This window comes from Serratia sp. 3ACOL1 (assembly GCF_003668775.1).
GTDB lineage: Bacteria > Pseudomonadota > Gammaproteobacteria > Enterobacterales > Enterobacteriaceae > Chania > Chania fonticola.
This window is the reverse complement of sequence record NZ_CP033055.1, coordinates 2,698,670-2,725,244: the sequence shown is the minus strand read 5'-3', so window position 1 is coordinate 2,725,244 and position 26,575 is coordinate 2,698,670. Positions and strand designations below refer to the sequence as shown.

At 56.7% G+C, this 26,575-nt stretch carries 21 protein-coding genes, 2 pseudogenes and 1 riboswitch; of the genes and pseudogenes, 19 read left to right on the top strand and 4 right to left on the bottom strand.

Going from position 1 to position 26,575, the window contains the following annotated elements:
• Positions 1–19: 19 nt before the first annotated feature.
• The 6 genes from prmB (at position 20) to D9980_RS12165 (ending at position 5,002) form a co-directional block, all read left to right on the top strand.
• On the top strand, positions 20–952 hold the full coding sequence (prmB, locus tag D9980_RS12190; protein WP_024529156.1) for a 50S ribosomal protein L3 N(5)-glutamine methyltransferase: 933 nt from the start codon (positions 20–22) through the stop codon (positions 950–952).
• Positions 953–1,036: 84 nt separating this feature from the next.
• Positions 1,037–2,122 carry a chorismate synthase gene (gene aroC / locus D9980_RS12185; RefSeq protein WP_021806057.1) on the top strand — a complete coding sequence of 362 codons (1,086 nt, stop codon included), beginning with the start codon at positions 1,037–1,039 and terminating at the stop codon, positions 2,120–2,122.
• Between the two features lie 9 nt (positions 2,123–2,131).
• Positions 2,132–2,959, top strand: coding sequence for a penicillin-insensitive murein endopeptidase (gene mepA, locus D9980_RS12180; RefSeq protein ID WP_121607423.1), 828 nt, complete (start codon positions 2,132–2,134; stop codon positions 2,957–2,959).
• A gap of 192 nt (positions 2,960–3,151) precedes the next feature.
• Positions 3,152–3,952: a sulfite exporter TauE/SafE family protein gene (locus tag D9980_RS12175; protein WP_121607422.1), complete on the top strand. Its 801-nt coding sequence runs from the start codon at positions 3,152–3,154 to the stop codon at positions 3,950–3,952.
• A gap of 190 nt (positions 3,953–4,142) precedes the next feature.
• A complete protein-coding gene (locus tag D9980_RS12170; RefSeq protein WP_121607421.1) occupies positions 4,143–4,688 on the top strand; it encodes an elongation factor P hydroxylase in 546 nt (181 codons plus the stop codon).
• A 32-nt stretch (positions 4,689–4,720) separates the two neighbouring features.
• Positions 4,721–5,002, top strand: coding sequence for a YfcL family protein (locus D9980_RS12165; protein WP_021806053.1), 282 nt, complete (start codon positions 4,721–4,723; stop codon positions 5,000–5,002).
• 42 nt (positions 5,003–5,044) lie between these two features.
• Here the strand turns inward: D9980_RS12165 and mnmC are convergent, their stop codons facing one another.
• A complete protein-coding gene (mnmC, locus tag D9980_RS12160) occupies positions 5,045–7,066 on the bottom strand; it encodes a bifunctional tRNA (5-methylaminomethyl-2-thiouridine)(34)-methyltransferase MnmD/FAD-dependent 5-carboxymethylaminomethyl-2-thiouridine(34) oxidoreductase MnmC (protein WP_121607420.1) in 2,022 nt (673 codons plus the stop codon).
• A 170-nt stretch (positions 7,067–7,236) separates the two neighbouring features.
• Here mnmC and fabB point away from each other — a divergent pair, with 170 nt between their 5' ends.
• The 7 genes and pseudogenes from fabB (at position 7,237) to D9980_RS12125 (ending at position 17,197) form a co-directional block, all read left to right on the top strand.
• Complete coding sequence (gene fabB / locus D9980_RS12155; RefSeq protein ID WP_021806051.1) at positions 7,237–8,451, top strand: beta-ketoacyl-ACP synthase I; 1,215 nt, start codon at positions 7,237–7,239, stop codon at positions 8,449–8,451.
• Between the two features lie 646 nt (positions 8,452–9,097).
• Positions 9,098–9,268: riboswitch (M-box (ykoK) riboswitch) on the top strand.
• Between the two features lie 59 nt (positions 9,269–9,327).
• On the top strand, positions 9,328–10,338 hold the full coding sequence (locus D9980_RS12150) for a magnesium transporter (RefSeq protein WP_024531285.1): 1,011 nt from the start codon (positions 9,328–9,330) through the stop codon (positions 10,336–10,338).
• A 191-nt stretch (positions 10,339–10,529) separates the two neighbouring features.
• Entirely contained in the window at positions 10,530–10,958 is a 429-nt protein-coding gene (locus D9980_RS12145; RefSeq protein ID WP_121607419.1) for a hypothetical protein, read from the top strand.
• A 70-nt stretch (positions 10,959–11,028) separates the two neighbouring features.
• Positions 11,029–11,349: a copper-binding protein gene (locus D9980_RS12140; protein ID WP_024486011.1), complete on the top strand. Its 321-nt coding sequence runs from the start codon at positions 11,029–11,031 to the stop codon at positions 11,347–11,349.
• 10 nt (positions 11,350–11,359) lie between these two features.
• Positions 11,360–12,619: a TolC family protein gene (locus D9980_RS12135; protein WP_121607418.1), complete on the top strand. Its 1,260-nt coding sequence runs from the start codon at positions 11,360–11,362 to the stop codon at positions 12,617–12,619.
• Positions 12,616–14,058, top strand: coding sequence for an efflux RND transporter periplasmic adaptor subunit (locus D9980_RS12130; protein WP_121607417.1), 1,443 nt, complete (start codon positions 12,616–12,618; stop codon positions 14,056–14,058). The genes D9980_RS12135 and D9980_RS12130 overlap by 4 nt, the downstream gene beginning before the upstream one ends.
• Positions 14,055–17,197: pseudogene (locus tag D9980_RS12125) on the top strand (efflux RND transporter permease subunit). Before D9980_RS12130 ends, D9980_RS12125 begins: the two are co-directional and overlap by 4 nt.
• A 210-nt stretch (positions 17,198–17,407) precedes the next feature.
• On the opposite strand, the gene apbE reads toward D9980_RS12125, so the two are convergent.
• Positions 17,408–18,439 (bottom strand): FAD:protein FMN transferase ApbE, encoded by a 1,032-nt coding sequence (gene apbE, locus D9980_RS12120; protein WP_121607416.1) that lies wholly within the window; start codon positions 18,437–18,439, stop codon positions 17,408–17,410.
• 145 nt (positions 18,440–18,584) lie between these two features.
• On the opposite strand from apbE, the gene D9980_RS12115 reads away from it, so the two are divergent.
• Positions 18,585–19,700 (top strand): SLC13 family permease, encoded by a 1,116-nt coding sequence (locus tag D9980_RS12115; protein ID WP_024486882.1) that lies wholly within the window; start codon positions 18,585–18,587, stop codon positions 19,698–19,700.
• Here the strand turns inward: D9980_RS12115 and D9980_RS12110 are convergent.
• Positions 19,669–21,120 (bottom strand): PLP-dependent aminotransferase family protein, encoded by a 1,452-nt coding sequence (locus tag D9980_RS12110; RefSeq protein ID WP_370454320.1) that lies wholly within the window; start codon positions 21,118–21,120, stop codon positions 19,669–19,671. The two genes, D9980_RS12115 and D9980_RS12110, sit on opposite strands and share 32 nt — an antisense overlap.
• A gap of 92 nt (positions 21,121–21,212) precedes the next feature.
• Here D9980_RS12110 and D9980_RS12105 point away from each other — a divergent pair, with 92 nt between their 5' ends.
• Positions 21,213–21,665 carry a rhodanese-like domain-containing protein gene (locus tag D9980_RS12105; protein ID WP_024485618.1) on the top strand — a complete coding sequence of 151 codons (453 nt, stop codon included), beginning with the start codon at positions 21,213–21,215 and terminating at the stop codon, positions 21,663–21,665.
• Here D9980_RS12105 and flk read toward each other — a convergent pair.
• Positions 21,662–22,687: a flagella biosynthesis regulator Flk gene (gene flk / locus D9980_RS12100; RefSeq protein WP_121607414.1), complete on the bottom strand. Its 1,026-nt coding sequence runs from the start codon at positions 22,685–22,687 to the stop codon at positions 21,662–21,664. The genes D9980_RS12105 and flk overlap by 4 nt on opposite strands.
• A gap of 180 nt (positions 22,688–22,867) precedes the next feature.
• Between flk and D9980_RS12095 the strand changes: the two are divergent.
• From D9980_RS12095 to D9980_RS12080, 4 genes and pseudogenes are all read left to right on the top strand, one after another.
• Positions 22,868–23,235 (top strand): annotated as a pseudogene (locus D9980_RS12095) (copper resistance protein).
• Positions 23,236–23,284: 49 nt separating this feature from the next.
• Entirely contained in the window at positions 23,285–25,318 is a 2,034-nt protein-coding gene (locus tag D9980_RS12090; RefSeq protein WP_121607413.1) for a protein-disulfide reductase DsbD, read from the top strand.
• On the top strand, positions 25,318–26,034 hold the full coding sequence (locus D9980_RS12085; RefSeq protein ID WP_121607412.1) for a DsbA family protein: 717 nt from the start codon (positions 25,318–25,320) through the stop codon (positions 26,032–26,034). Before D9980_RS12090 ends, D9980_RS12085 begins: the two co-directional genes overlap by 1 nt.
• Positions 26,027–26,527, top strand: coding sequence for a protein disulfide oxidoreductase (locus tag D9980_RS12080; RefSeq protein ID WP_024485613.1), 501 nt, complete (start codon positions 26,027–26,029; stop codon positions 26,525–26,527). The genes D9980_RS12085 and D9980_RS12080 overlap by 8 nt, the downstream gene beginning before the upstream one ends.
• Positions 26,528–26,575: the final 48 nt, after the last annotated feature.

Sequence of the window (26,575 nt, the reverse complement as noted above, 5' to 3'; positions counted from 1 at the left end):
GTGCCTGCCGGAGGGCAAATTGGACAAAATTTTCGTCGAAGAAGCAGTGAATGAGCTGCACACCATTCAGGATATGCTGCGCTGGGCCGTAAGCCGTTTCAACGCCGCCAATATCTACTATGGCCACGGAACCGATAACCCGTGGGACGAAGCCGTGCAATTGGTCTTGCCCAGCCTGTTCCTGCCGTTGGATATTCCTGAAGATATGCGAACTGCGCGTTTGACCTCCAGCGAGCGTCACCGCATCGTTGAGCGAGTGATCCGCCGTGTCAACGAGCGCATCCCGGTTGCTTACCTGACCAATAAAGCCTGGTTCTGCGATCTGGAGTTCTATGTCGATGAGCGCGTGCTGGTACCGCGTTCACCGATTGGTGAGTTGATCAACGATCGCTTCAGCGCGCTGATCCCACATCCGCCACGCCATATCCTGGATATGTGTACCGGCAGTGGCTGTATCGCTATCGCCTGTGGCTATGCCTTCCCGGAAGCGGAAGTGGACGCGGTAGATATCTCCACCGACGTGCTGGCCGTGACCGAGCGTAATATTCAGGCGCACGGCGTGGAACATCAGGTGATCCCGATCCGTTCCGATCTGTTCCGTGATGTCCCGGCGATCCAATACGATCTGATCGTCACCAACCCGCCGTATGTCGATGCGGAAGATATGTCCGACCTGCCGCAAGAGTTCCGCTTTGAGCCGGAACTGGGCCTGGCCGCAGGCAGCGACGGCCTGAAGCTGGTGCGCCGCATTCTGGCCTGTGCGCCAGACTTCCTGAGCGATGACGGCGTGCTGATTTGTGAAGTGGGCAACAGCATGGTACATCTGATGGAACAATATCCGGATATTCCGTTCACCTGGCTGGAGTTTGATAACGGCGGGGACGGCGTATTCATGCTGACCAAACAGCAGCTGATTGACTGCAAAGATCATTTCAGCCTCTACCGCAGCTAACCAACAACCTGGGCCCGCCACAGTGCGGGCCTGTATGCCCCGTTTGCACGCGAACGGGATGACAACCAACGGTAAGGAGCCGTGATGGCAGGGAACAGTATTGGGCAGTTTTTCCGCGTCACCACATTTGGTGAATCTCACGGTGTGGCGCTGGGATGTATCGTAGACGGTGTGCCGCCCGGCATTCCGCTGACAGAAGCCGATTTGCAGCACGATCTCGATCGCCGCCGCCCCGGCACTTCGCGCTATACCACCCAGCGCCGCGAGCCGGATCAAGTGCGCATCCTCTCCGGGGTTTTTGAAGGCGTCACTACCGGCACCAGCATCGGCCTGATGATCGAAAACACCGATCAGCGCTCGCAAGACTACGGCGCGATCAAAGATGTGTTCCGCCCAGGCCATGCAGATTACACCTACGAACAGAAATACGGCGTGCGTGATTATCGCGGTGGTGGCCGTTCTTCGGCGCGTGAAACCGCAATGCGCGTTGCCGCCGGTGCTATCGCCAAAAAATATCTGGCGCAGAAGTTTGGCGTACAGGTGCGCGGTTATCTGGCGCAGATTGGCGACGTGAGCTGCGAACTGAAAGATTGGGATCAGGTAGAGCAGAACCCGTTCTTCTGCCCGGATCCGGACAAGCTGGAAGCTCTGGACGAACTGATGCGCGCGCTGAAAAAAGAGGGTGACTCCATCGGTGCCAAAGTGACCGTGGTGGCGGAAAACGTCCCGGTAGGGCTGGGCGAACCGGTGTTCGATCGTCTGGATGCCGACTTGGCGCATGCGCTGATGAGCATCAATGCGGTCAAAGGCGTGGAAATCGGCGACGGCTTTGCCGTTGTGACCAAGCGTGGTAGTGAAAACCGCGATGAAATCACCCCTGAAGGTTTCCAGAGCAACCACGCTGGCGGCATTCTTGGTGGTATCAGCAGCGGTCAGCCGGTGATTGCCCATCTGGCGCTGAAGCCGACCTCCAGCATCATGGTGCCGGGCCGTACAATCAACCGTCAGGGTGAAGCGGTGGAAATGGTCACCCGTGGCCGCCACGATCCGTGCGTCGGGATCCGTGCGGTGCCGATCGCCGAAGCGATGATGGCGATCGTGCTGATGGATCACCTGCTGCGCCAGCGTGCGCAAAACGGTGATGTGATTTCCGACGTACCACGCTGGTAAGGGACTACGATGAAAAAATGGCTGCTGGGCTTCGCTGCGTTGATCGCTTCCAGCTCTGCCTTGGCGTTAACGCCGTGGCAAAAGATTGACCACCCGGTCAGTGGCACTGCGCAGGCCGTTGGTGGTTTCGCCAATGGCTGTATCATCGGGGCGCACCCGTTGCCGCTTAGCTCACCGGATTATCAGGTGATGCGTACCGACCAACGGCGCTACTTCGGCCATCCTGACCTGCTGGCGTTTATTCAACGCCTGAGCAGCCAGGCCAACCAGAAAGCACTGGGCACGGTGTTGATCGGCGATATGGCAATGCCGGCCGGTGGGCGCTTCAGCAGCGGCCATGCCAGCCACCAATCCGGTTTGGACGTGGACATCTGGTTGCAGCTGCCGCGCCAGCGTTGGAGCGCTCAGCAACTGTTGAAACCGCAGCCGATCGATCTGGTCTCTGGTGACGGTAAGCAAGTGGTGGATCGCCAGTGGCAGCCGCAGATCGAATCCTTGATCAAGATGGCGGCGCAGGACAGCGAAGTGACGCGGATCTTCGTTAACCCGGCGATCAAACAACGTCTGTGCCAGGATGCCGGTGCCGATCGCGCTTGGTTGCATAAGGTCCGCCCTTGGTTTGGGCATCGTGCGCATATGCACGTACGCTTGCGTTGCCCGGCGGGTAGCCTGGAGTGTCTGGATCAGGATGCGCCGCCGGTGGGCGATGGCTGTGGTGCCGAGTTGGCCAGCTGGTTCAAACCGCATCAGCCGAATGCCAATCCGGTCAAGAAGGAGCCGCCACCGCTGCCGCCAACCTGTCAGGCGCTGCTGGATAACCACTTCGCCAATCGCTGATAGCGTAGGGGTGCTGCATGCTGCGCCCGTATGAATAATCAATTGGTTAGATAGGGTCGAAGATGTTCGGTCCCTATAAATTCAGCAACATCACCGCTTGGCAATCACACTCTAGCGCCTCTTAATGAGGCGTTTATTTTTGGTGTCATAAGGCGTAGTGTGTGCGCAAATAAAAAAGCAGGCAGACGACTTATGGATGGGCTGGTGTTAGGTCCCGAATTGCTCGGGATACTGTTTTTGGTAGCAATGTTCGCCGGGTTTATCGATTCGATCGCCGGTGGCGGTGGGCTGTTGACCGTACCGGCTCTGCTGGCCGTTGGCGTCCCTCCCACGCAGGCGTTGGCGACCAATAAATTGCAGTCGGTTGGGGGATCGTTTTCCGCCAGCCTGTACTTTGTTCGCCGCCGGGCCGTCGATCTTAATACCCAGAAGCTGACCATCTTCCTGACGCTGGTGGGGTCAGTGATCGGGGCGATCCTGGTGCAGCATATGCGTGCCGATATACTGCGCCAGATGCTGCCGCTGTTGGTGATCGGTATCGGCGTCTATTTCTTGCTGACGCCAAGGTTGGGGGAAAGCGATCGCCAGCGTCGGCTGGGGGCGTTACCCTTTGGCCTGGTAGCTGGGGGCTGCGTAGGGTTCTACGACGGTTTCTTCGGGCCAGGAGCCGGTTCGTTCTATGCGTTGGCCTATGTGACGCTGTGCGGTTTTAACCTGGCCAAGGCGACCGCCCATGCCAAGGTGCTGAACTTCACCTCCAATCTGGGCAGCCTGGTGCTGTTTATTATCGGCGGCCAAGTGATCTGGAGCATTGGTCTGGTGATGCTGGTAGGGCAGGTGTTCGGAGCCCGTCTTGGGGCGCATATGGTGCTGACCAAGGGCCAGAAGCTGATCCGGCCGATGATCGTGATAGTGTCTTTGATCATGAGCTGCAAATTGCTGTATGACAATCACGGGGCGGAAATTCAGCAGTGGTTGGCGCTGCATTTTTAGTGTGCCAATGATACGTCTTAGTGAGACAATAACCTTCTTTAATCTATGGTTATACTCAATGAATTTCAAGTTACAGCTAGGCGGCCAGCTTGCTCATCCCCAGGAGCTTACTTTAGTAAGTGACTGGGGTGTGCAAGTGCAGCCAACAACGCAGTGGCTTGAAAGGCGAAGAGTATTTTGAGTTTTCTTTATGCCAAACATACACCAGTATCCGCAACTGATTGAAATCTTTAATCAGTGTTTTAGCGATGAGTTCAATACCCGCCTGGTTAAAGGCGACGATGAGCCTATCTATCTGCCTGCCGATGATGAGCTGCCTTATAACCGCATCGTCTTTGCACACGGCTACTATGCCAGCGGCATGCATGAAATCTCCCATTGGTGCATCGCCGGAGCCGAACGCCGCAAGCTGGTGGACTTCGGTTACTGGTATTGCCCGGATGGGCGCGATGCCCAGACGCAGAGTGAATTCGAAGCGGTCGAGATTAATCCGCAGGCTTTGGAGTGGATGTTCTGCGTGGCGGCTGGTTTCCCGTTCAACGTCAGTTGCGACAATCTCAGTGGAGATTGCGAGCCAGATCGCATAGGTTTCCAGCGGAAAGTCCGTACCCGGGTGCTGGAATTGCTGGAGCGGGGAATACCCACACGACCTGCGCGCTTTATTCAGGCGCTGCAATCGTTTTACAATACGCCTCCGCTGGCGGCCGAGCATTTTCCCTACCCGGAAGATCTCTGAGGCCAGAGTCTGTTTGTTAACGAGGAAATTTGATGATCGCAGAATTTGAAGCGCGCATTCTGGCGCTGATTGATGACATGGTAGAGCACGCCAGCGATGATGAACTGTTTGCCGGTGGCTACCTGCGCGGTCATCTGACTTTGGCGGTGGCGGAATCGGAAGAACATGCCGAACACAGCGCCGAACAGCTCAAGGTACGGGTGCAGAGCAGCCTGGACAAGGCCATCAAGGCCGGGGAACTTTCCCCGCCGGATCAGGTGTTGGTGCTGGGCATGTGGGAAAACCTGTATCAGACAGCGTTGCCGACTGAGTAATTGCTTTAAAGGGGACAGCATCACGCTGGCCCCTCGAATGAACTATACCTCGCGTCCCTTCAGTAGCTTCCTGACCCACATGCGGTTTGGGTTTAACGCTGCCAACATCTCGCTATCCCCCGGTAAGGGTTCGCCAAACAGCTGAGCCGCTAAAATTTCTGCGGCCAACGGCGCCGAGCACAGGCCGCGTGAGCCTAAGGCTCCGATCATAAACAACCCCGGATACATTGGCGCATTGGCAATTGCTTCGCCGCGCTGGCGCTGCTGCTGCAAATCGCCATACAGCGCCAGAGTGGCTTGATAGTCCGGCACGGCACCGACCATCGGCATATGGTCTCGCGTAGCGCTGCGCACGCCACAGCGTGCCTGCTGGCCACTGATATCCACCTCTTGCGTCCAACTCTGTTCTGGCAGACAGCGCAGCAGGCGATCGCGGTTCTCTTCTTGCTCTGCCTGGCTATATTCAGTGTTTGATTCACCGCGCTGGTAGCTGGCACCAATGCAGTGCTGCTGATTGCCAGGATTCACCGGCGTCAGATAACCGTCGTAACACAGTACCTGCTTTAACTCACTCAAGATTGGCGTAGTGGGAATATGTGAAACCTGGCCACGTACCGCATATGCCGGTAGAGCGGCGCTAGGTTCCAGAGTGGTGAGTTGGTGCCCGTTAGCCAGGATCACCGTCGCATGTTGGTGACTTTCACCCCCAGCAAAATGCAGCAGCCAACCTTCATCATTGCGGTTCAGATCGGAAAGCGTATGCAGATAGTGGCAAACCAATCCCTGCCGTTCGGCCAGGGCAATCGCGGCACGCGTCAGATCAGCAGGGCACAGCCATCCCCCGAGCGAATAGTGAATACCACCAAACCCCGTATCGATCCCACACTGGGTACTAAGCGTGGCGCGATCGGCCGATTGTGCCAGAGTGTGCGGCCAGGTAACGGCCAGGATCTTGGCGATCTTCCCCGCGCTTTTCTCGTCATAGGCCAATTGGCTGACGCCACACCACTGGTGATCGAACTCAACCTGTTGTTGCCGCAGGGCGTCATACTGGCGGCGAGCAAAGGGGAAGGCGGCGGAAAAGAAGTTTTCCAACGCATCGCCCCGGCCATTCAGCAATGGGTACAGCGCCCCCTGGCGATTGCCGGATGCGCCCTCTGCGGGCTGTGCATCGGCGCAATACAAGGTCACCCTGGCCCCACGGCGCAATAAGGCCAACGCGGTGAGTGCGCTGGCTACACCGCCGCCAATAATGGCGACGTCGTCGGTATTCTCCGCTGCCGGGCGCAGGAACCACGGGCTTGGATTGACGCTTGCCGGAGTGTCGGCGGGTAGCTGACCTGTGAGCATCTCGCGTTTCTGGCCAAAGCCTTTGCATTTGCTGACCTCAAACCCGGCCTGCTGCAACCCACGGCGGACAAAGCCTGCGGCAGTGAAGGTGGCAAAGCTGCCGCCTGGGCGGGCAAAACGCGCCATGGTGGCAAACAGCGGTTCGCTCCACATATCGGGGTTTTTGGACGGCGCAAAGCCATCCAGAAACCAGGCGTCAATTTGATCGTTCATGCTGGCGTCAAAATGCGGCAGCAGGGTATTGACGTCACCGAACCATAAATCGAGCGTGATCTGCCCTTCAGCAAGCAGCAGGCGGTGGCAGCCTGGCAGCGGTAAAGGCCACTGGGCGCGAAGTTCATCGGCAAAGGGGGCCAGTTCTGGCCATTGGGCATGGGCTGCCGCCAGGTCGTCCAACTGCAATGGGTATTTCTCAAAGCTGATAAAATGCAGGCGCTGCAAACTTGCTGTGGGTGTCTCCTGCTGAAAACGGGCAAAGGCCTGCCACAGGGTCAGAAAATTCAGCCCGGTACCGAAGCCGGTTTCTGCCACAATAAACAGTGAGCGTGGGTGATCGCTGAAACGTTGTGGCAACCGGTTGCCCCCCAGAAAGACGTAGCGGGTTTCCTCCAGCCCATCCTGGTTGGAAAAATAGACGTCATCAAACTGTTTCGAAACAGGTGTACCTTGTTCATTCCAGCTTAACGCTGCGGTTTGGATGGGGGCATTGCTCACGGTAGATTGCTCGTAACTCAAGGGGTAGGGCGATTTTAACGGGGGTAGCCCCGAGGTGCAAACTGGGTAAAGATAATGCAAAATTATTCTGATCGGACTTGTTCGGCGTACATCTGTACGCTAAAGTGCGTTGCAAAATCCCGAATGTAAATTGTGGAAGAGGTACTTGAATGAAACGTGCAGTGATTACTGGCCTGGGAATCGTCTCCAGCATTGGTAACAACCAGCAGGAGGTCCTGGCAAGTCTGCAGGAAGGCCGCTCTGGGATCACCTTCTCTCAGGAGCTGAAAGATTCCGGCATGCGTAGTCACGTATGGGGTGATGTTAAACTCGACACTACCGGTCTGATTGACCGTAAAGTGATGCGCTTTATGAGCGACGCGTCGGTTTACGCCTATCTCTCCATGGAACAAGCGATTCAAGATTCCGGCCTGGCAGCCGATCAGGTTTCCAACGATCGCACCGGTCTGGTGGTCGGTTCCGGTGGTGGTTCTCCACGTAACCAGGTTGCGGGTTCTGACGGTATGCGCGCCAAAGGCCTGCGTGGCGTTGGCCCATACATGGTGACCAAGGCGATGGCATCAGGCGTTTCTGCTTGCCTGGCCACTCCATTCAAAATCCGCGGCGTGAACTACTCCATCAGCTCTGCCTGCGCAACTTCAGCACACTGTATCGGCCACGCCGTTGAGCTGATCCAACTGGGCAAACAAGACGTCGTCTTTGCTGGCGGTGGCGAAGAGCTGTGCTGGGAAATGGCCTGCGAATTCGACGCCATGGGCGCGCTGTCCACCAGCTACAACGACACGCCAGAAAAAGCTTCCCGTACCTATGACGCAGCGCGTGACGGTTTCGTTATCGCAGGCGGCGGCGGCATGGTAGTGGTTGAGGAGTTGGAGCACGCTCTGGCTCGCGGCGCACATATCTATGCGGAAATCATCGGTTACGGTGCCACTTCAGACGGTGCCGACATGGTGGCTCCATCGGGTGAAGGCGCGGTGCGTTGCATGAAGATGGCAATGCAGGGCGTAGACACACCAATCGACTACATGAACGTACACGGTACCTCCACGCCGGTCGGCGACGTGAAAGAACTGGGCGCGATCCGTGAAGTCTTTGGCGATAACACCCCGGCCATCTCTTCTACCAAAGCCATGACCGGCCACTCACTGGGTGCGGCGGGCGTGCAGGAAGCGATTTATAGCCTGCTGATGGTCGAGCACGGCTTCATTGCGCCAAGCATCAACATCGATAACCTCGATGAGAAGGCGGCTGGCATGAACATCGTGACCGAGCCAACCAAGCGTGAGCTGACCACGGTCATGTCCAACAGCTTCGGTTTCGGCGGCACCAACGCCACGCTGGTAATGCGTAAACTGCAGAAGTAAGCGCAGGGCGTCATATTATCAATCGGGCACCGTAATAGGTGCCCGATTTTTTTGTTTTTCTAGACGATGGAATGCCTCAGTTCGATATTCTGCTTTCGTTCAATAAAGCGTCAGCTGAAGAAATAGAAACGGGCCACAATCAGCACCGTTAAAAGGGTTAGCGCAATGATGCTGCGCTTTAAGTTTTCCAAGGTTATTCTCCTCATTATCTATTTGCAGTATAGGCACTTTATTCAGGTCATTAATGGGGTAAATAGGATATTTAATCGACGTTGCTAGAGTGAAAATACGCCTTGAAATGTCAGTATGGGTCAGTATTTTTATATTTTTGTAAAATCAATAATAGGTGTCAGATGGCAGAGTCATTAATGGCGTTGCTTGTGGAATATGTCCGTATGAAATTCTAAATAACGCTTAAACCAAACTCCTGAAAGTACGATCCTCTAGCATATTATTTATCAAAAACAAAACAGCCATTATTAAATTAAACGAGGCTGAGTTTTTCGTTTAACTTAAAAAATTCTGTGATAACAATGTTTTTATTATGTTAATTTTTTGCTTTTCATATAAATGACGTATAAACAACATTTCCGTTTTTTATCTCTATCAGATAAAACCCGGCATAATGCCTGCGCTTTATCTAGCTTTACGATCTCGTTATGGCGAGGCTCCTATACGAACACAAGTTACCGCTCTAATGGCATCGAGAGAGGCCACCAAGGGTAAAACAAGCATTAGCCGAATCAAGGCATTGCTAAGGTAACTTCCCCCTGGGGATACGTTGTATAGTGCTAAACCCAAGACGTGGGGATCGGCTTTCGCTGTCCTGTCTTGTCGCCTCTATGAGACTCCATCTTTCAATCGGGAGTATCTAGAATGTCACATGTTGTATTGCAAGACCTTTACCAAAACGCCAACTTTGAAGACGACGCCATTGCGCGTTATATGAACAAAAAAGTCTTTGTTCTGCATCAAGATCTTTACGTTGGCGAAGCCAGGAAAATATTCGTTAATCAACTTTCCAACGACGATATTCCCGCACAAATCTTTATTGAAGACGGCACCAAACTGGTGGGGGTTCTTTCTGTTAAACGCTTATTGCAGGAAGAACATAATGGCGAGCGTATCAAGGATATGATGGAAACCACCTTCTTCCATGTAAAACCCACGGACGAACGTGAACATATCGCCAAACTGGTGGACAATAATAATTTAGATATTGTGGCAGTGGTCGATAATGGCCGTCTGGTTGGTTGTTTAACGGAGCGCGAAATAGCGCAGATTATCGAGGATGAAAACACCGAGGATGCCCATATGCAAGGGGCAAGCCTGCCGCTGGATAAGCCTTATCTTGAAATGACCTCTTTCGAACTGTGGAAAAAACGCAGCGTGTGGCTGCTGTTGCTGTTCGTCGCCGAAGCTTATACCAGTACGGTTATTCAGCATTTTGAGGAGTCATTGGAAGCGGCGATTGCCCTGGCCTTCTTTATCCCGCTATTGGTGGGTACCGGAGGCAACAGCGGTACGCAAATTACCTCAACCATTGTGCGGGCCATGGCCTTGGGAGAGGTCCGCATGCGCGATGTGGGGCGCGTGCTGCGCAAGGAAATGACGACCTCGGTCATGATCGCGTTAACGCTGGCCTGTGCTGGCGCGTTCCGTGGTTGGATGATGGGGATCGGCTATGAGATTACGCTCATCGTGAGCTTGACCCTGGTTTGTATTACGTTGTGGGCCGCGATTGTCTCTTCCGTGATCCCAATGGCTCTGAAACGCTTCGGTGTGGATCCTGCCGTAGTTTCCGCCCCGTTTATCACCACGCTGATAGACGGCACCGGCTTGATCATCTACTTCAAAATAGCCCAGTGGACCTTGGGGCTGAATTAATAATGGAAACCGGCGAAAGCCGGTTTTTGCTATGATTAACGGGATTTTTAAGCCGTGTAGTTGACTGAAATCAAAGCATTTCCAGTTTACAGGATGGTTCCGAGGCGGCTTTGTCAGCGGGTGTAAATTCCGTTCCTGTGAGGGTTTTCTGCCGATATACTCAGCGCAGTTTCTTACTCTGGAATTTTTGCATGTCGGCTTTGGCGTCCATCTCAATATCTATGCATCAGTTGCGCTTCGCCAAGAAGCGGGCCGCAGCATGGCTATTGGCCGTCTGCTGGCTACTGCTCAACAGCCAACTGGCGATCGCCAGCCATCACTGCAATCTGCAACTCACCACCGTAGCGCCAGCCGCGCAGCATACGATGCATATGCAGGCCGCCGATCCGCTAGCCAATGAGATGATGCAGGCCGAAGGGCCGCTGTGTGAAAAGCACTGCGTACCAGATTCTGCACAGCAAGATCACGGCAACCTGGCCTTGGCGGCGGTATTACCCGCCAGCAGTGAGCTGCTGGTTGCCGATCCTCAGCCCCAGGCACAGTTCTCACGCCTCGATTGGCAAACCCCTCCGATAGCAGGCCCGCCGGCAGAGATCGTCTTCTGCCGCTTCCGTGAATAGCCAAACCAACCGCTTTGCCGTCCAGCACGGCGACCTGAGTTGTTTTTGTCTATTTTATGGAGCTATCGTTATGCGTAATCTGATCACTGCCGTTTTCATCTCTCTGATGTTCTCTTCATTTGTCTCCGCTGCGGAGATGCAACATCACCAACATGCCAGCCAAGACGCCGCCGTCTATCACTCTAAAGGGACCATCAAGGCCTGGGGTGAGCAGAAAGTGTCGCTCGCCCATCCTGCCATCCCTGCCTTGAACTGGCCGCCGATGACCATGAATTTCCTGCAGCCCCAGCCGCCATTGCCTGCCTTGGCTGCCGGGACTGCGGTGGAGTTCAGCTTCCGTCAGGTTGACGGCGGCTATCAGCTGACCGCCATCAGCGCCAGCCAAGACTAACGGGGGCACCATGTCCAGACTACTTTCTCACCCATTGCGGGTGGGCTGGCTGCTGCTCGCCTGTTGGACGGCGAGTGCGCAGGCAACCGGCCTGACGTTGGAGCAATCGCTGGCAGCGGCAGAGCGCTATTCCGCCGAACTCTCGGCCAATCAGCATCAGGTGAATGCGCTGCAAAACATGGCGGATTCGGCGATGGAGTTGCCCGATCCCAAGCTTACATTCGGCATTGAAAACGTGCCGGTACAGGGCGGTAATGCCCGGCGTTTGACCCGTGACGGGATGACCATGGAGCGGGTTGGCATCATGCAGGATTATGTCAGCAGCACTAAGCGCCAACGTAAGGCGGACACCCTACGGGCCGAAGCCAATAAAACCGAAGCCAGCAGTGCGACGATCCGAGCCCGCTTGCAGCAGCAGACGGCACAAGCCTGGTTGGAACTGGCGCTGAGTCAGCAGACGCTGAAGGATGCCACGGCCTTGCTCAAGGAGAGTGAACGCCAGATCGCCGCCCAACATGCCGGAGTGGCCAGCGGCAGTTTGCCCGCCGCTAACGTCATCGATGCTCGCTTGACGCTGTTGGCGATGCAGGATCGGCTCAGTGAGGCGCAGCGTGACGTTACCATCGCCCAGGCTCGCTTAACCCAGTTGACCGGGCAGCAGGTTGAGGGGATCGGTGGCTCGTTGCCACACTTCGAGCGCCTGCCCGCCGAGAGCAACCTGTTGCGACAAGCGATAAAACAGCATCCGGAAGTCGTGCAGGCCAGCCGTGAGGCCGATGTGGCCAAGGCGCGATCGGCGCAGTCCGAGGTGGCCGCCATTCCGGACGTGGGGATAGAGGTGTCGTATGGGAAACGGGCCGATGGCTATGAGGATATGGCGGGGGTGATGTTTACCGTCGATCTGCCCCTGTTCCGCTCCCAGCGGCAGGATAAGGACTATGCCGCTGACGTTTCCCGCTCGATGGAAGCCAACGACCAACTGACGTTATTGATCCGCGACCATCAGGCCCAGTTAGATACGCTGCTGGCGCAGTATCAGGCCGCGCAGGCGCAATGGCAGCGTCAACAGCAGCAAGCGATCCCGTTGCAACAACAGCGCGTGGCACTGCAACTGGCGCAATACCGCAGTGGTAAAAGCGATCTCTCCTCAGTGTTGGAAGCTCGTCGGGCCTTGCTCGACAGCCGTCTGAGCGCCGGTAAGGCCGCGCGTGAATTAGCGCAGCTGTGGGCCGCTATCCGTTATCTCACCGTGCAGGAGGCAAAGTCATGAAAATGCGTTTTAGCCTGACGCTGTTAGCCGCCTTATTGGGCGGTGCTATGGGCGGTTACTGGTTTGCCGGGGAAAAAACCGCGGCACAACCTGCTAGCGGCGGTGCCGAACGGCAGGTGCTGTATTGGTACGATCCGATGGTGCCTGGCCAGCGTTTTGATAAGCCGGGCAAATCGCCGTTTATGGATATGGAACTGGTGCCACGCTATGCCGATGAGCAGCAGGATGACGGTGGTGTCACTATCAGCGCCCGCCAGCAGCAGAATCTGGGCGTCCGTACAGCGGCTGCACAACTGCGTGAATTGAATTTGCAGCTTGATGCCTATGGCAGCGTTGCCACCGATGAGCGCGGTGTGCAGGTGATTGCCGCTCGGGCCAACGGGCTGATAGACAAACTCTATGTGCGTGCCAGCCAGCAGCAGGTAAAGAAAGGACAAGCGCTGGCACAGCTGTGGATCCCGGACTGGAGTGCTGCACAGCAGGAATACCTGGCGATCCGCAAACTGGGCGATAGCGCACTGACCTCTGCCGCCCGCCAGCGCCTGGCATTGCAGTTTATGCCTGAAGCCATCATTCGCCAGGTTGAACGCAGCGGCCAACCCCAGACCCGGATTACCATTACCGCACCAGAGAGCGGGTTTATCAACAAGCTGGACGCACGGGAAGGGATGCAGGTTACCGCAACGCAGGGCCTGTTTGAGTTGGCCAGTCTCGATCCGGTGTGGATGGTGATTGATTACCCGCAGGCGCAGGCCGGGCTGTTGCAGGTTGGCGATGCGGTGGCAGCCAGCTCCGCCAGTTGGCCGGGTGAACGCTTCACCGGGGAGGTCAGCGAGCTGCTGCCTAACGTCGATCCGCTTACCCGCACCTTTAAAGCGCGTATCGTGCTGAAAAATTCTCAACAGCGCCTGAAGCCGGGCATGTATTTGCAGGTGCAACTGGCGCAAAACGCCGGGGCCAAGCCGGTGCTGGCTATCCCGCAGGAGGCCCTGATCGGCAGTGGCGATCGCAACCGGGTGCTGGTGGCGGAAGGGAACGGTCATTTTGCTCCGGTTGACGTGGTCGCCGGCCTGGCACAGGACGGCTGGGTAGAAATCAAACAGGGTCTGCAAGCAGGGCAACAGGTAGTCACCTCAGGCCAGTTCCTGATTGATTCCGAAGCCAGCATGCGCAGCGCCTTGCCACAGATGGCCGGGCAGGAGGGGATAAAACAGTATCAGACGTTGGGCGTGGTCGAGGCGGTGGATGGCGCTACCGTCACGCTGTCGCACGATCCGGTGGCAGAGTTGCAATGGCCCGCGATGACCATGGATTTCACCCTGCCAACGGGTGGCTTGCCCACTGGGATTGGTATCGGCAGCAAGGTGATGTTCCATTTTAGCGTGGATGAAAACGGCTCGCACATCAGCCAGATCATGCCGCAAGGAGGCCACCAATGATCGCCTCCGTGATCCGCTGGTCGATACGCAATCGCCTGTTGGTATTACTGGCTTCGATATTGCTGGCCGGGTGGGGCGTATGGGCGTTGCAGAAGGCACCGCTGGATGCGCTGCCCGATCTCTCTGACGTGCAGGTGATCGTCCGGGCGACCTATCCGGGCAAAGCGCCGCAGGTGATCGAAGATCAGGTGACCTACCCGCTGACCACCACCATGCTGACGGTGCCGGGAGCCAGCACGGTGCGGGGCTTCTCCATGTTCGGCGATGCCTACGTCTACATTCTGTTTGAAGACGGTACCGATCCTTACTGGGCGCGTTCGCGGGTGTTGGAGTCACTCAGTCAGGTGCAGTCCTCGCTGCCGCCGCAGGTCAAAGTGGCGCTGGGGCCGGATGCTACTGGCGTTGGTTGGGTTTATGAGTATGCGTTGGTCGATCGTACAGGTAAACACAGTCTGGCGGATCTGCGCGCCTTGCAGGACTGGACGCTCAAGTTCGAACTGAAAACCGTGCCTAACGTCGCAGAGGTTGCCAGCGTTGGCGGCATGGTGCGGCAATATCAGGTGATATTAAATCCGCAAAGTATGCGGGCGCTGAATATTACCCATCAGCAGGTGGTGAGCGCCATTCAGGACGCCAACCAGGAAGGCGGCGGTGCGCTGCTGGAAATGGGGGAGGCTGAGTATATGGTACGCACCTCCGGCTACCTGAAAAAACTCGCCGACTTTAATAACGTGGTGATCACCGCCCGCGACGGGGTGCCGATCCTGTTGTCACAGGTCGCAGAACTGCGTGAGGGGCCGGAAATCCGCCGTGGTGTAGCGGAGCTCAACGGTGAAGGTGAGGTGGCGGGTGGTATTGTGGTGATGCGCTATGGCAAGAATGCGCTGGAAACCATTAATGCGCTGAAGGCCAAGCTGCAACAGCTTCAGCACACTCTGCCGCCGGGCGTGGAGATCGTGCCGGTTTATGACCGATCGCAACTGATCGAGCACGCGATCGATACGCTGTCATTCAAGCTGTTGGAAGAGTTCCTGGTGGTCGCGGTGGTGTGTGCCTTGTTCCTGTCCCACTTCCGCTCGGCGCTGGTGGCGATGGTGACTCTACCGCTGGGGATCCTGGGCGCCTTTGTGGTGATGCACTATCAAGGGGTTAACGCCAACATCATGTCGCTGGGGGAATAGCTATTGCTATCGGCGCGATGGTGGATGCGGCGATCGTGATGATCGAAAACATGCACAAAGTGCTCGAGCAGTGGCGGCAACGCCATCCCGGCCAGCAGCCCACCTCAAAAGATTACTGGCACATCTCTGAGCAGGCGGCGGTGGAGGTTGGCCCGGCGCTGTTCTGTAGTCTGTTGATCATTACCCTGTCGTTTATCCCGGTGTTTTCGCTACAGGCGCAGGAAGGGCGGATGTTTGCGCCATTGGCGTTCACCAAAACCTATGCGATGGCGGTATCCGCCGGGTTGGGCATCACGCTGGTGCCGGTGCTGATGGGCTATTTTATCCGGGGTCGCATTCCGGACGAACATGCCAACCCGATCAATCGCTGGTTGATCCGCATGTATCAGCCGTTGCTGGCAGCGGTGCTGGCACGGCCTAAAACCACTCTGGGGATTTCCGCTCTACTGTTGGTGCTGACCTTATTCCCGCTCAGCCGCCTAGGCAGCGAGTTTATGCCCCCGCTGGACGAAGGGGATCTGCTGTATATGCCTTCGACCCTGCCGGGGATCTCTGCCCGCGAGGCGGCACGGCTGCTGCAATTGACCGACAGGTTGATCAAAACCGTGCCGGAAGTGGACACGGTCTTTGGCAAGGCTGGGCGGGCGGAGACGGCAACCGATCCGGCTCCGCTAACCATGTTGGAAACCACCATTCGCTTTAAGCCCCGCGACCAGTGGCGGCCCGGCATGACGATGGACAAGCTGGTGGCCGAACTGGACAGCGTGGTCAAGGTGCCCGGTATTGCCAACGTCTGGGTGCCGCCGATCCGTAACCGTCTGGATATGCTGGCGACCGGCATCAAAAGCCCGGTAGGCATCAAGGTCAACGGCAGCAATATTGCCGATATTGAGCAGGCGGCCAGCCAGATTGAGCAGGTGGTGAAGCAGGTTCCAGGTGTGACTTCCGCGCTGGCGGAGCGCCTGGCTGGAGGGCGCTATGTGGATATTGATATCGATCGCCAGCGTGCGGCGCGTTACGGCGTTTCGGTGAAAGAGCTGCAATCGGTGGTCGCTACGCTGGTGGGTGGGGAAAACATCGCTGAAACCATTGAAGGGCGCGCGCGTTATCCGATCAACGTCCGTTATCCAAGGGAGATCCGTGATTCGCTGCAAAAGCTGCGTGAATTGCCGGTGGTGACGGCGACGGGTGGGCAAGTACCTTTGGCAGAACTGGCGGATATTCGCATCACCGAAGGGCCACCGATGCTGAAAAGCGAGAACGCCCGGCTTTCGGATTGGATCTATGTCGATCTGCGCGGGCGCGATTTGAAATCGGCGGTGGAAGAGATGCAACAGGTGGTGGCACAGCAGGTGAAGCTGCCTGCCGGGGTTTCCCTCAGTTGGTCCGGGCAGTTTGAGTATCTGGAACGCGCTAGTGCCCAGTTGAAGATTGTGCTGCCGGTAACGCTGGCGATCATCTTCGTGCTGCTGTTTGTCACCTTCAACAGCGTGAGCGATGCGCTGCTGATCATGGCGACGCTGCCGTTTGCGCTGATAGGTGGGGTCTGGCTGCTGTATCTGCTCGATTACAACCTGTCGGTAGCCGGGGCGGTGGGCTTTATTGCCCTGGCCGGGGTGGCGGCGGAGTTTGGTGTGATTATGGTGCTGTACCTTAATCAGGCGTTGGCGAAACATCGTCAGCCCGGCCAGCCGTTGAGTCATCAACAACTGATGGCGGCGATTAGCGAAGGGGCGGTGTTGCGCGTCAGGCCGAAGGTGATGACGGTGGCGACCATTATGGCCGGTTTACTGCCGATTATGTGGGGCGGCGGTGCTGGCTCAGAGGTGATGCAGCGGATTGCCGCACCGATGATTGGCGGCATGGTGAGTGCGCCATTGCTATCGATGCTGGTGATCCCGGCGGTGTATTCGCTGCTGCACCGTAAAGCTGAAAAAACCGTTGCTGAGGCAGAGTAGTCGGCCCCTCACCCCAACCCTCTCCCACAGGGAGAGGGAGCTGGTACAGTGTTGTGGCAAGGTGCCGTGATCAATCTGTTAGCAGGGTAAAAAGCAGTTGGTTTAGTGCCATGGTCAGGTAAGTTTCTGTAACGAATAGCGAACTCGATCGGTTCCCTCTCCCTGTGGGAGAGGGTTAGGGTGAGGGGACAACACGGGAATCAAAACCCTTTACTGCACTAAAAACGCCTTAAACTGCGGCGTCATCGTCGCGCTGAAACCGTCATCGGTTTTGCTGATCAGATACACCGCCAGTCCTTTCTCTTCGGCCAGTTTCAGCGCTTTTTCCGTGCCCAGCACCATCAACCCGGTATCCCAACCATCGGCTTCCAACGCCGTAGGGGCAATCACCGTAACGGAAACCAGCTTATGGGTGATTGGCCGCCCGGTGACGGGATCGATCACGTGGGAATAGCGCTGACCGTCCTGCTCGAAGTAGTTACGATAACTCCCCGCAGTGCTGATGCCGTAGCCTTGCAAATCCACCAGCGCTTGCACCGCATTTTCCCGGTCGGTGGGCTTTTGGATTGCCACCCTCCAAGGCTTGTTCTGGCCATTCACGCCGCGTGATGAAACGGCTCCACCCACCGATACCAGATAGTTGGTGATGCCTTTGCGCGCCATCAACTGGACCAACTGATCCACGCCGTAACCTTCGCCTAGCGTGGAGAGATCGACATACATCTCCGGCAGATCTTTTTGCAGCCATTCACCCCGGCTGTCGCTCAGCAGTTTCAGATGTTGCAAACCAATATGCTGGCGAGCTGCGTCGATTTGCTGCTGACTGGGGACTTTGACGGCCCGTTTATCCGGGCCGAATCCCCACAGGTTAACCAAAGGGCCGACGGTGATATCCATAGCACCTCCGGTATCACGGCCAATGCGCTGAGCAGTGAGGATGATATCAGCCATTCCACGGGGGATGGGCTGCGGCTCGGCAGTGGTGTTCTGGTTGAAGCGGGATAACACCGAATCGGGGCGGTAGGTGGAAATATCGTCGTTGGCCTGCTCCAGCAGTGCATCGATCTCCTGCTGCAATTGTTGTTTGCTCTCGGTGATAGTGCCGCTGACCTTTACGCTATAGAACGTCCCCATGGTTTTGCCTTCGATGTCGATCTGGGGGCGGGTGTTGGCATCGTTACAGGCGGCTAGCAGCATCAGCGCCGCGCTGAGCAGCAGCCTTTTGGCAATGGAATTGGCCATAGAAAATCCTAAAAGCAGGGAAAGACGACGGGTATAAAACAAAATACGATAAATGGAAAGGGCAACGTGCTTTTTTACTGGCGTAATTCAAGAGCTTCGGCTAACGTCATTTTCCAGCCTTCGCTTGAAAAATAAGAGTAAATCCATGAGTTCAAATGCGCTGACCAGTTTGTTGAGGCCATTTTTGCATGACCGCTTCCTGCATGCGTTGCTGCTGATGGGGATGCTGCTGTACGCCATTGGGCCACAGCCGCTGAGGGCACTCTCTGGCTTTATCGATTGGCGCACCATTATGACCCTGCTGGGGTTGATGCTGCTGACCAAAGGTGTTGAGGTTAGTGGCTATTTCGATTTTATCGGCCGCCAGATTGTGAACACCCTGCAAAGTGAACGCTCACTGGCACTGTTTCTGGTGTGTGCCGCTGCGGTGCTGTCTTCGTTTCTCACCAACGATGTGGCGCTGTTTATCGTTATCCCGTTGACCATTACGCTGAAAAAGCTCTCTTCACTGCCGATAAGCCGCCTGATCATCTTCCAGGCACTGGCGGTTAACGCCGGGTCGTTGCTGACGCCGATTGGCAATCCGCAGAATATTTTGCTGTGGAGCAAGTCTTCGCTGACCTTTATGGAGTTTATCGGGCGCATGGCACCGTTCGGCATTATCATGATGCTGAGCTTGCTGGTGGTCACCTGGTTCAGTTTCCCGGCGCGGAAAATTGTCAAAGCCCCTAACACCCAACCCTATCCTTATCAAATGCGCCTGTTGCTGGCCAGTGTCGCGCTGTATGTGGCCTTTCTGATCTGCCTGGATTTGGACGTGCCGTTGTATGGCATGTTACTGGTGTTTGCCGGTTTTCTGCTGTTGGCTCGCCAGGTGCTGCTGCAGATTGACTGGAGCCTGATCTTCGTATTTCTCGCCATGTTTATCAATATTGGCTTGCTGACCCAACTGCCAGCGCTGCAGCCGCTGTTTGACCAGATTGCCTCGCTGGCGGACGGCAGCGTATATGTGTTGGGGATCGCTTTATCCCAAGTGATCAGCAACGTTCCGGCGACCATTTTGTTGCTGAACTATGTGCCTTCCAGCGCTTTGGTGGCCTATGCGGTAAACGCCGGGGGATTTGGCCTGGCGATCGGCTCACTGGCTAACCTGATCGCCCTGCGGATGGCGGGGGAACGCCAGATCTGGCTGCGGTTCCATTACTATTCGATACCCTTCCTGGCATGGGCTACGTTGGTGGGTTGGCTGTTACTGGGTTAATTCGGCTCAGCCGCTCCACGGCCAAGGTAATCTCCCCTGGCGTGAGGGCCGAGAACCCCAGTAACCAGCCGTCGCGTCTGGCTCTGGCGTTCTGATACTGGGTGGACAGGCCGGGAGTAATGACGCCTAGCTGTTGCGCCTGTCGGGTCAGTTCTGCCTCTTGGCCCACCGGTAGCCAAACGCCGAGCTGAAGCCCGCCGCCTGCGTGCTGTGGCGTGGCAAAATGCTCCAGGTGCTGTGCTAGCTGCGTTAGTAGCCAATCACGGCGGCTGCGATAGAGTTGGCGCATGTAACGGATGTGGGCAGCAAAATGCCCTTGCAGAATAAACTCTGCCGTGACGGCCTGTGCCAACTGAGCGCAATGGCTGTCATATACCGAACGTGCGGTGGTAAACGCTGCCACCAATGCGGGGGGCACAATCAGATAGGCCAGCCGTAGCGAAGGGAACAGCGCTTTGGAGAAGGTGCCGACATACAGCACCGTGCTGTGGCGATCCAGACCCTGCATGGCGGGCATCGGTTGGCCGTCATAGTGAAACTCGCTGTCGTAGTCATCCTCAATAATCCAACTTTGCGATCGCCGGGCCTGTTCCAATAGGGCCAATCGCCGTTCCAGGCTGAGTGCCACGCCGGTGGGGTACTGATGCGAAGGAGTCAGATAGATCAGGCGAGGGGGAGGTAACGAGCCGTCTGGCTGCAGCCCGGCCTCATCCACTGCCACCGGTACCAGATTGGCTCCCGCGCTGGTAAATGCGTTCTTGGCCCCGTTGTAACCAGGCTCCTCGACCCACACCACATCTCCGTTATCGATCAGCAAGGTGGCAATCAGCTGCAATGCCTGTTGGGAACTGGTCAGGACGATCACCTGTTCCGCGTCGCAGTTCACGCCCCGGGTTTGGCCGACGTAACCGGCAATGGCTTCACGCAGCGGCAAGTAGCCTTGGGGATCGCCATAACGCAGCAGCTTTTCCCCCTGTAGCCGCAGCCGTTGGGCGGTGAGCTGTTGCCACAGCTTCAACGGGAAGGCGCGCAGATCCGGTGAACCGGCAGCAAACGGTAGTGGCTGTTGTGGATCGCGGCAGCCACCGGTTTGCACAATCGCCAAACCGCGCTGTGAGAGCCGCAGTTGGCCGCTGGATTTGCGTATTGGCGCAGGCTTGGCGATCTGGATAGCGACAGAGGTGCCTTGGCCCACCCGGCGATGTAGATATCCCTCGGCTTCCAGCTGCGCATAGGCGGCTTCGGCGGTAACCCGTGAGATGCTCAGATCGGCCGCCAGAACCCGCGAGGAGGGCAGGCGCTGGCCCGCGCTTAACGTGCCGCTATGGATCGCCGTGCGCAACGTATTACACACTCGCTCACGTAGCGTGCCCGTCGCGTTATCCGCCTGTTGAAATAGCGTCAGCAATACCTGAGACATAATCGGTCTTATCACCTTGGCAAAATGGGTCTCAAACATAAGACCAAAATCAGGCACTATTGTCATCAACCTTAAGGCACTGGAGTTGCACTATGAACGTCTCTTCACTGGTATTGGCTTTTCCCCCGGCAGCGGCAGCACAAAGCTTGGACTATCTGGCGGCTAAGCTCAGCTTTTACGCCGACTCGGCGGACGTGGCGGAAGATTTGCGCAATGGCGTCAGCGAGATTGTGGTGATCGATACACGTGCCAGCGCGCTCTACTCCGCCGGGCATATTCCTGGAGCGCTGAGCTTTCCCCACCGCTTGATGGATGAAAGCAGCACCTCATCTCTCGATCGTGACAAGGTCTATGTCACCTACTGCGACGGTATCGGCTGTAACGGTTCCACACAGGGGGCATACAAGTTGGCCAAGCTCGGTTTTCGGGTCAAAGAGCTGATTGGCGGGCTGGATTTCTGGCTACGCGATGGCCATCCGGTGGCCATCGGTGTTGAGCAGGGGACGATGCAGGGGCGGGATAAAGCACCGGAGTGCGGCTGTTAAAACAGCGCCCACAGTACCAATGCCAATACGATAACGCCGACAACCAGCGCCAAAGGCTTACTGAATAGCGACTGTAAAGGCTGCGGCAGGGCAGCGATTAGCGGGTTAAGTAATGGCTGTGGCTGTTGGACGTCACTGTGTAGCGACGGAGCGTGGCCAGCCTTGTCCAGACGGCGGGTAAATAGCTGCTGGATCACGTCGTTTAGCTGCGCGTGGGTCAACGGCGTATTGAGGTTGCCGTTAAAGCGGTTCTGGCAATAGTCATTGAGCTGTTGCTGCTCCTGTTGGTCTGCTGGCTGTTTCAATACCGCCAGCAGGTTTTGCAGCGTCGGCGCCGTTTGTGGGCTGAGCGCCAATTTCACCTGCATAAACTGACTGAGCAGTTGGAAGTGGCGTGCGGGCAACGGATCGTTGATTTTTACCCCGACCAGATCGAACAGTGCCTGCCAGAGTTTGGCCGTTGTCTCGCCGGTAGCCGCGCTGAGCTTGGTGACCTGCAGCTGTAAGTGCTGATGTTCCGCAGGCAGCAGCGAACGATCGCTGGTGGCCGTTTGTTGCGGGTGAGGGATTGTCAGTTCGCCGGTTTGCAGCAGGTTCAACACTTGCTGGAGCTGTGGGTGGCTCAACTGGCTTAACACCGTATGGCCAAACTGCTGGCGGATAAAGTCGCTGACCGCCTGGCGGTTATTACCTTGTGGCAACAGTTCGGTGAGTTGTTGCAACAGTTGGCGGCTGGCATGGCTCTGTTGTGCCACGCCAAGGCGGTTTTGCAGTAGCTGCTCTGCCGGTTGGAAATGGCGCGCCAACAGTTCGCTGTGGTTATCCGCCCCTAATTCATGACGCAGCGTCGCCCAGATCTCGGCGGATTTGGCCGGGCTGAGGGCCATGATCTTGACGATCAGTTTTTCCAACTGGGTGCGTTGGGCTGGGGAGAGCGGCTGATCGTCGGCAGGGGGGATTTTGCCTGCGGTCGGAGGGTGATCGGCTGCGCCAGGAGCGCCAGGTCCACTTAATGGTTGCATATCACCAGTCCTTCGCAGTGTATAAAATCGACATACCCGGCGAAAAGCACAGGCTTAATCGCTTATGATACCTGTAATTTCGTGCCATCAATACCGCCGCCAGACATTTCTTTACAGGCTAATCGTTGCTTATCCTATTTGCGCCGCTAAGATAGGCGCAGATACGGCATTGAGGGCGTGATGATAAATCGGCAGCGGATTGCAAAATGGTTTTTAACCCTGGCTTGCCTGGTGGTACTGACGTGCCTCACCCAGCGCATGGCGGGTTTGCATACCTTGCAATTAGCTCTTGGCCTGCCCACTGTCAGCGTTAGCCAATCTTCGGCCAGCGGTGATGAAGAGGCCACCACCACGACCCCTTGTGAGTTGAGTGCCAAATCGCTGTTGGCCTCTCCACCGGTGATGTTTGAAAACGTGCTGTTTGGCCTGGGGATGTTGCTGGTCCTGCTGGCTCCGATCATCGCTCCGCGCCTGCCGTACCCTCCTGTACGCGTTATTTCCCCCCCACCCTCAGGGTGCATCTGCGATTATGCGTGTTCCGTGAATGAGTTAATCCCTCGTCAAACCGAGTGACTAATTTATTTATGGAGAACAATTATGTGGAATATCATCAGGCTGGCGTTGGCTTGCCTGTTAGTGCTTTGGCTACCTGCAACACAGGCAGCGGATAGCGGCTGGCTGCAAAGCCCGCAGAACGATCATGCGCAAGTCAGGCTGCGTGCCGACACCAGCAACGGGGACGAAACCCGTGTGCTGCTCGCTGTTGAGCTGGAAAAAGGATGGAAAACCTACTGGCGCTCACCAGGGGAAGGCGGCATTGCGCCAGCAATCACCTGGCAGGATAACCCACCACCGGCAACCTGGTTCTGGCCAACCCCGCAGCGCTTTGACGTGGCGGGGATTTCGACGCAGGGCTATCAGCAGCGGGTAACGCTGCCCATCGTGTTCAAGGGGGCTGTGCCACAGCAACTGGAGGGAAGGCTTACCTTATCCACCTGTAGCAACGTTTGCATCTTGACCGATTATCCGTTCAAACTGGATCTCACCACTCCGGCTGACCCAAAATTCAATCACGACTTTGCTCAGGCGATGGGGCAGGTGCCGATTGCCAGCGGGTTGGTGGACAGCCTGCGTGCCGGTTATCGCAACGGTGAGTTGCAGATTAGCGCCGAACGCACTGCGGGTTGGCAGCAGCCTGAGCTGTTCTTTGATACGGTGGCGGAGACCGATTTGGGCAAGCCAACGGTCAGCAGTGATGGCGAGAGTCTGCAAGCGCGAGTTCCCGTGAGTGATGGTTGGGGAGACGCGGCTCCAGATCTGCGCGGTAAACAGCTGCGGCTGGTTATCAGCGATGGTGGGATCGCTCAGGAGGCTACGCTGACCATTGGCGGGCCACTTGCTTTACCTTCCACCGTGGCTTTCCCCTTATGGCAAGCGGTGTTGATGGCGCTAGCGGGCGGTTTCATTCTTAACCTGATGCCTTGTGTGCTGCCGGTGCTAGGGATGAAGCTAGGCTCCATCTTGCAGGTCGAACAGCGCGATCGGCGTAGCGTGCGTTGGCAATTTCTGGCCTCTTCCTTGGGGATCGTGGTGTCCTTTATGGCGCTGGCCTTGCTGATGACGCTGTTGCGCCTGAGCAATCACGCGCTGGGCTGGGGTATCCAATTCCAAAACCCGTGGTTTATCGGCTTTATGGTGCTGGTGACGCTGCTGTTCAGTGCCAATCTGTTCGGCCTGTTCCACCTGCAACTCTCTTCCTCGTTGAATACCAAGCTGGCCACCCATAACGGGCGTGGCTTGAGCGGTCATTTCTGGCAGGGAGCGTTTGCCACGCTGCTGGCAACGCCTTGCTCGGCACCTTTCCTGGGAACGGCGGTAGCCTTTGCATTGGCGGCTCCGTTGCCGGTGCTTTGGGGCATGTTTGTGGCACTGGGAATTGGCATGAGCCTGCCTTGGTTGCTGATTGCCGCATGGCCTGCGCTGGCGTTACGCCTACCACGACCTGGCCGCTGGATGAACGGGATGAGGCTGGCGCTGGGCTTGCTAATGCTGATTTCTTCGCTCTGGCTGCTTAGCCTGATGACCAACCATATCGGCGTGAAGCCGACTCTGATTGTTGGTGCCATCTTGCTGCTCGGTTTATTGCTGGCGGTGTGGCAACGGTTAGGTGCCCGGTCAGCGGGGATCGCGACGGCCAGCGTGCTGGTGGTAGGCGGTTTGGCATTGCTGGTGGGATCGTTGACGGCCAACCAGTGGCGACAGCCGTTGCACGACAACATCGCCTGGCAACCGCTTTCTGAGCAGGCGATCGCACAGGCGCTGGCCGACAACAAACGGGTGTTTGTCGATGTGACCGCCGACTGGTGTGTGACCTGCAAGGCGAATAAATACAACGTATTGCTGCGCGACGAGGTGCAAAAAGCACTCAGCGCTGATGATGTAGTGGCGTTGCGCGGTGATTGGAGCCGCCCGTCTGAAAGCATCTCGACCTTCCTGCAACAGCGCGGCAGCGTTGCCGTTCCCTTTAACCAAATCTATGGCCCCGGCTCGCCAGACGGCGAGGTGTTGTCACCGCTGCTCACTCGCGAAGCCGTTCTGCAAGCCCTGTCTACTGCCAAAGGAAACCAATAATGAACAAGTTACTGATGTTACTGCTGCTGATTGTCACCCCGGTCTGGGCTGCGGCTCCTTTCACCGCCGAGCAGGAAGTGCGGATCAAAGAGCTGATCCGCGAAACGCTGGTCTCTAACCCGGATATTCTGGCAGAAGCGGTTAACGCATGGCAGCAGCAAACCAACGACCAGCAAATCGGCCAGGCAATTGAGAAAAATAGCAAAATCCTGTTCGACGATCCCGCCAGCCCACGATTGGGGGCCAAGAATGCCAAGCTGACGCTGGTGGCTTTCACCGATTACAACTGCCCGTACTGTAAGCAGTTTGATCCGATGTTGGAGAAGATCGTCAACAAATATCCCGATGTGGCGCTGGTGGTGAAGCTGCTGCCGTTCAAAGGGGAAAGCTCGATCGCCTCATCGCGGGTGGCGTTAACAGCTTGGGAACAGCATCCCGAACAGTTCTGGCCGTTGCATCAACGCCTGATGGCGAAAAAAGGCTTTCATGACAACGCCAGCATCGCCGCTGCCCAAGATAAAACCGGGGTTAAGCAGGTTGCACCGACTGAACAGAGTATGACCACGCTACGCACCAATATGCAATTGGCGGAACAGTTTGGCGTGCAGGGAACGCCGGCCACCCTGATTGGCGATCAGATGCTGCCGGGCGCGGTGTCTTATGAGGATCTGGAAGCGTTAGTGAAGCAGCAATTGGCGAAGGTAAAAAATGGCTAGGTTGCGGCGCTGGGCGCGCGAACTGCTGATTTTGCTGTTGCTCGTGCTGGGCGTGACGTTCGCCATGGACTGGTGGCGGGCCCCGCAGGCTCCCTTGACCTTTGACCAACAAATGCTCGAAACCCTGGATGGAGAGCAGGTGTCGTTGGCGCAGCTCAGCCAGGATAAACCTTTGTTGGTCTATTTCTGGGCCAGCTGGTGTGGGGTTTGCCGCTTTACTACGCCTTACGTGGCCAAGCTGGTGGCAAACGGCGGTAACGTCATGACCGTGGCGCTGCGTTCGGGCAATGACCAGCAGGTTGAGCAGTGGTTGGCGGCTAAAAAGTTGCAACTGCCGGTGGTGAACGATGAGCAGGGCAAGCTATCGGCGCAGTGGCAGATTGGCGTAACGCCGACCATTGTGGTGATCTCTCAGGGTAAGGTGGTGCAGAGCACCACCGGCTGGACCAGCTATTGGGGCATGAAACTGCGGCTCTGGTGGGCCAGTATTTAGTCTCAATGGTTAAATAACATACCCGACCGTAGGGGCGCTGCATGCTGC

What these genes read in the sequence shown, in the direction of transcription:
- aroC (WP_021806057.1), top strand. Translation starts at nt 1,037, where the DNA reads ATGGCAGGGAACAGTATTGGGCAGTTTTTCCGCGTCACCACATTTGGT.
- mepA (WP_121607423.1), top strand. Translation starts at nt 2,132, where the DNA reads ATGAAAAAATGGCTGCTGGGCTTCGCTGCGTTGATCGCTTCCAGCTCT.
- D9980_RS12175 (WP_121607422.1), top strand. Translation starts at nt 3,152, where the DNA reads ATGGATGGGCTGGTGTTAGGTCCCGAATTGCTCGGGATACTGTTTTTG.
- D9980_RS12170 (WP_121607421.1), top strand. Translation starts at nt 4,143, where the DNA reads ATGCCAAACATACACCAGTATCCGCAACTGATTGAAATCTTTAATCAG.
- D9980_RS12165 (WP_021806053.1), top strand. Translation starts at nt 4,721, where the DNA reads ATGATCGCAGAATTTGAAGCGCGCATTCTGGCGCTGATTGATGACATG.
- fabB (WP_021806051.1), top strand. Translation starts at nt 7,237, where the DNA reads ATGAAACGTGCAGTGATTACTGGCCTGGGAATCGTCTCCAGCATTGGT.
- D9980_RS12150 (WP_024531285.1), top strand. Translation starts at nt 9,328, where the DNA reads ATGTCACATGTTGTATTGCAAGACCTTTACCAAAACGCCAACTTTGAA.
- D9980_RS12145 (WP_121607419.1), top strand. Translation starts at nt 10,530, where the DNA reads ATGTCGGCTTTGGCGTCCATCTCAATATCTATGCATCAGTTGCGCTTC.
- D9980_RS12140 (WP_024486011.1), top strand. Translation starts at nt 11,029, where the DNA reads ATGCGTAATCTGATCACTGCCGTTTTCATCTCTCTGATGTTCTCTTCA.
- D9980_RS12135 (WP_121607418.1), top strand. Translation starts at nt 11,360, where the DNA reads ATGTCCAGACTACTTTCTCACCCATTGCGGGTGGGCTGGCTGCTGCTC.
- D9980_RS12130 (WP_121607417.1), top strand. Translation starts at nt 12,616, where the DNA reads ATGAAAATGCGTTTTAGCCTGACGCTGTTAGCCGCCTTATTGGGCGGT.
- apbE (WP_121607416.1), bottom strand. Translation starts at nt 18,439, where the DNA reads ATGGCCAATTCCATTGCCAAAAGGCTGCTGCTCAGCGCGGCGCTGATG.
- D9980_RS12115 (WP_024486882.1), top strand. Translation starts at nt 18,585, where the DNA reads ATGAGTTCAAATGCGCTGACCAGTTTGTTGAGGCCATTTTTGCATGAC.
- D9980_RS12110 (WP_370454320.1), bottom strand. Translation starts at nt 21,120, where the DNA reads ATGTCTCAGGTATTGCTGACGCTATTTCAACAGGCGGATAACGCGACG.
- D9980_RS12105 (WP_024485618.1), top strand. Translation starts at nt 21,213, where the DNA reads ATGAACGTCTCTTCACTGGTATTGGCTTTTCCCCCGGCAGCGGCAGCA.
- flk (WP_121607414.1), bottom strand. Translation starts at nt 22,687, where the DNA reads ATGCAACCATTAAGTGGACCTGGCGCTCCTGGCGCAGCCGATCACCCT.
- D9980_RS12090 (WP_121607413.1), top strand. Translation starts at nt 23,285, where the DNA reads ATGTGGAATATCATCAGGCTGGCGTTGGCTTGCCTGTTAGTGCTTTGG.
- D9980_RS12085 (WP_121607412.1), top strand. Translation starts at nt 25,318, where the DNA reads ATGAACAAGTTACTGATGTTACTGCTGCTGATTGTCACCCCGGTCTGG.
- D9980_RS12080 (WP_024485613.1), top strand. Translation starts at nt 26,027, where the DNA reads ATGGCTAGGTTGCGGCGCTGGGCGCGCGAACTGCTGATTTTGCTGTTG.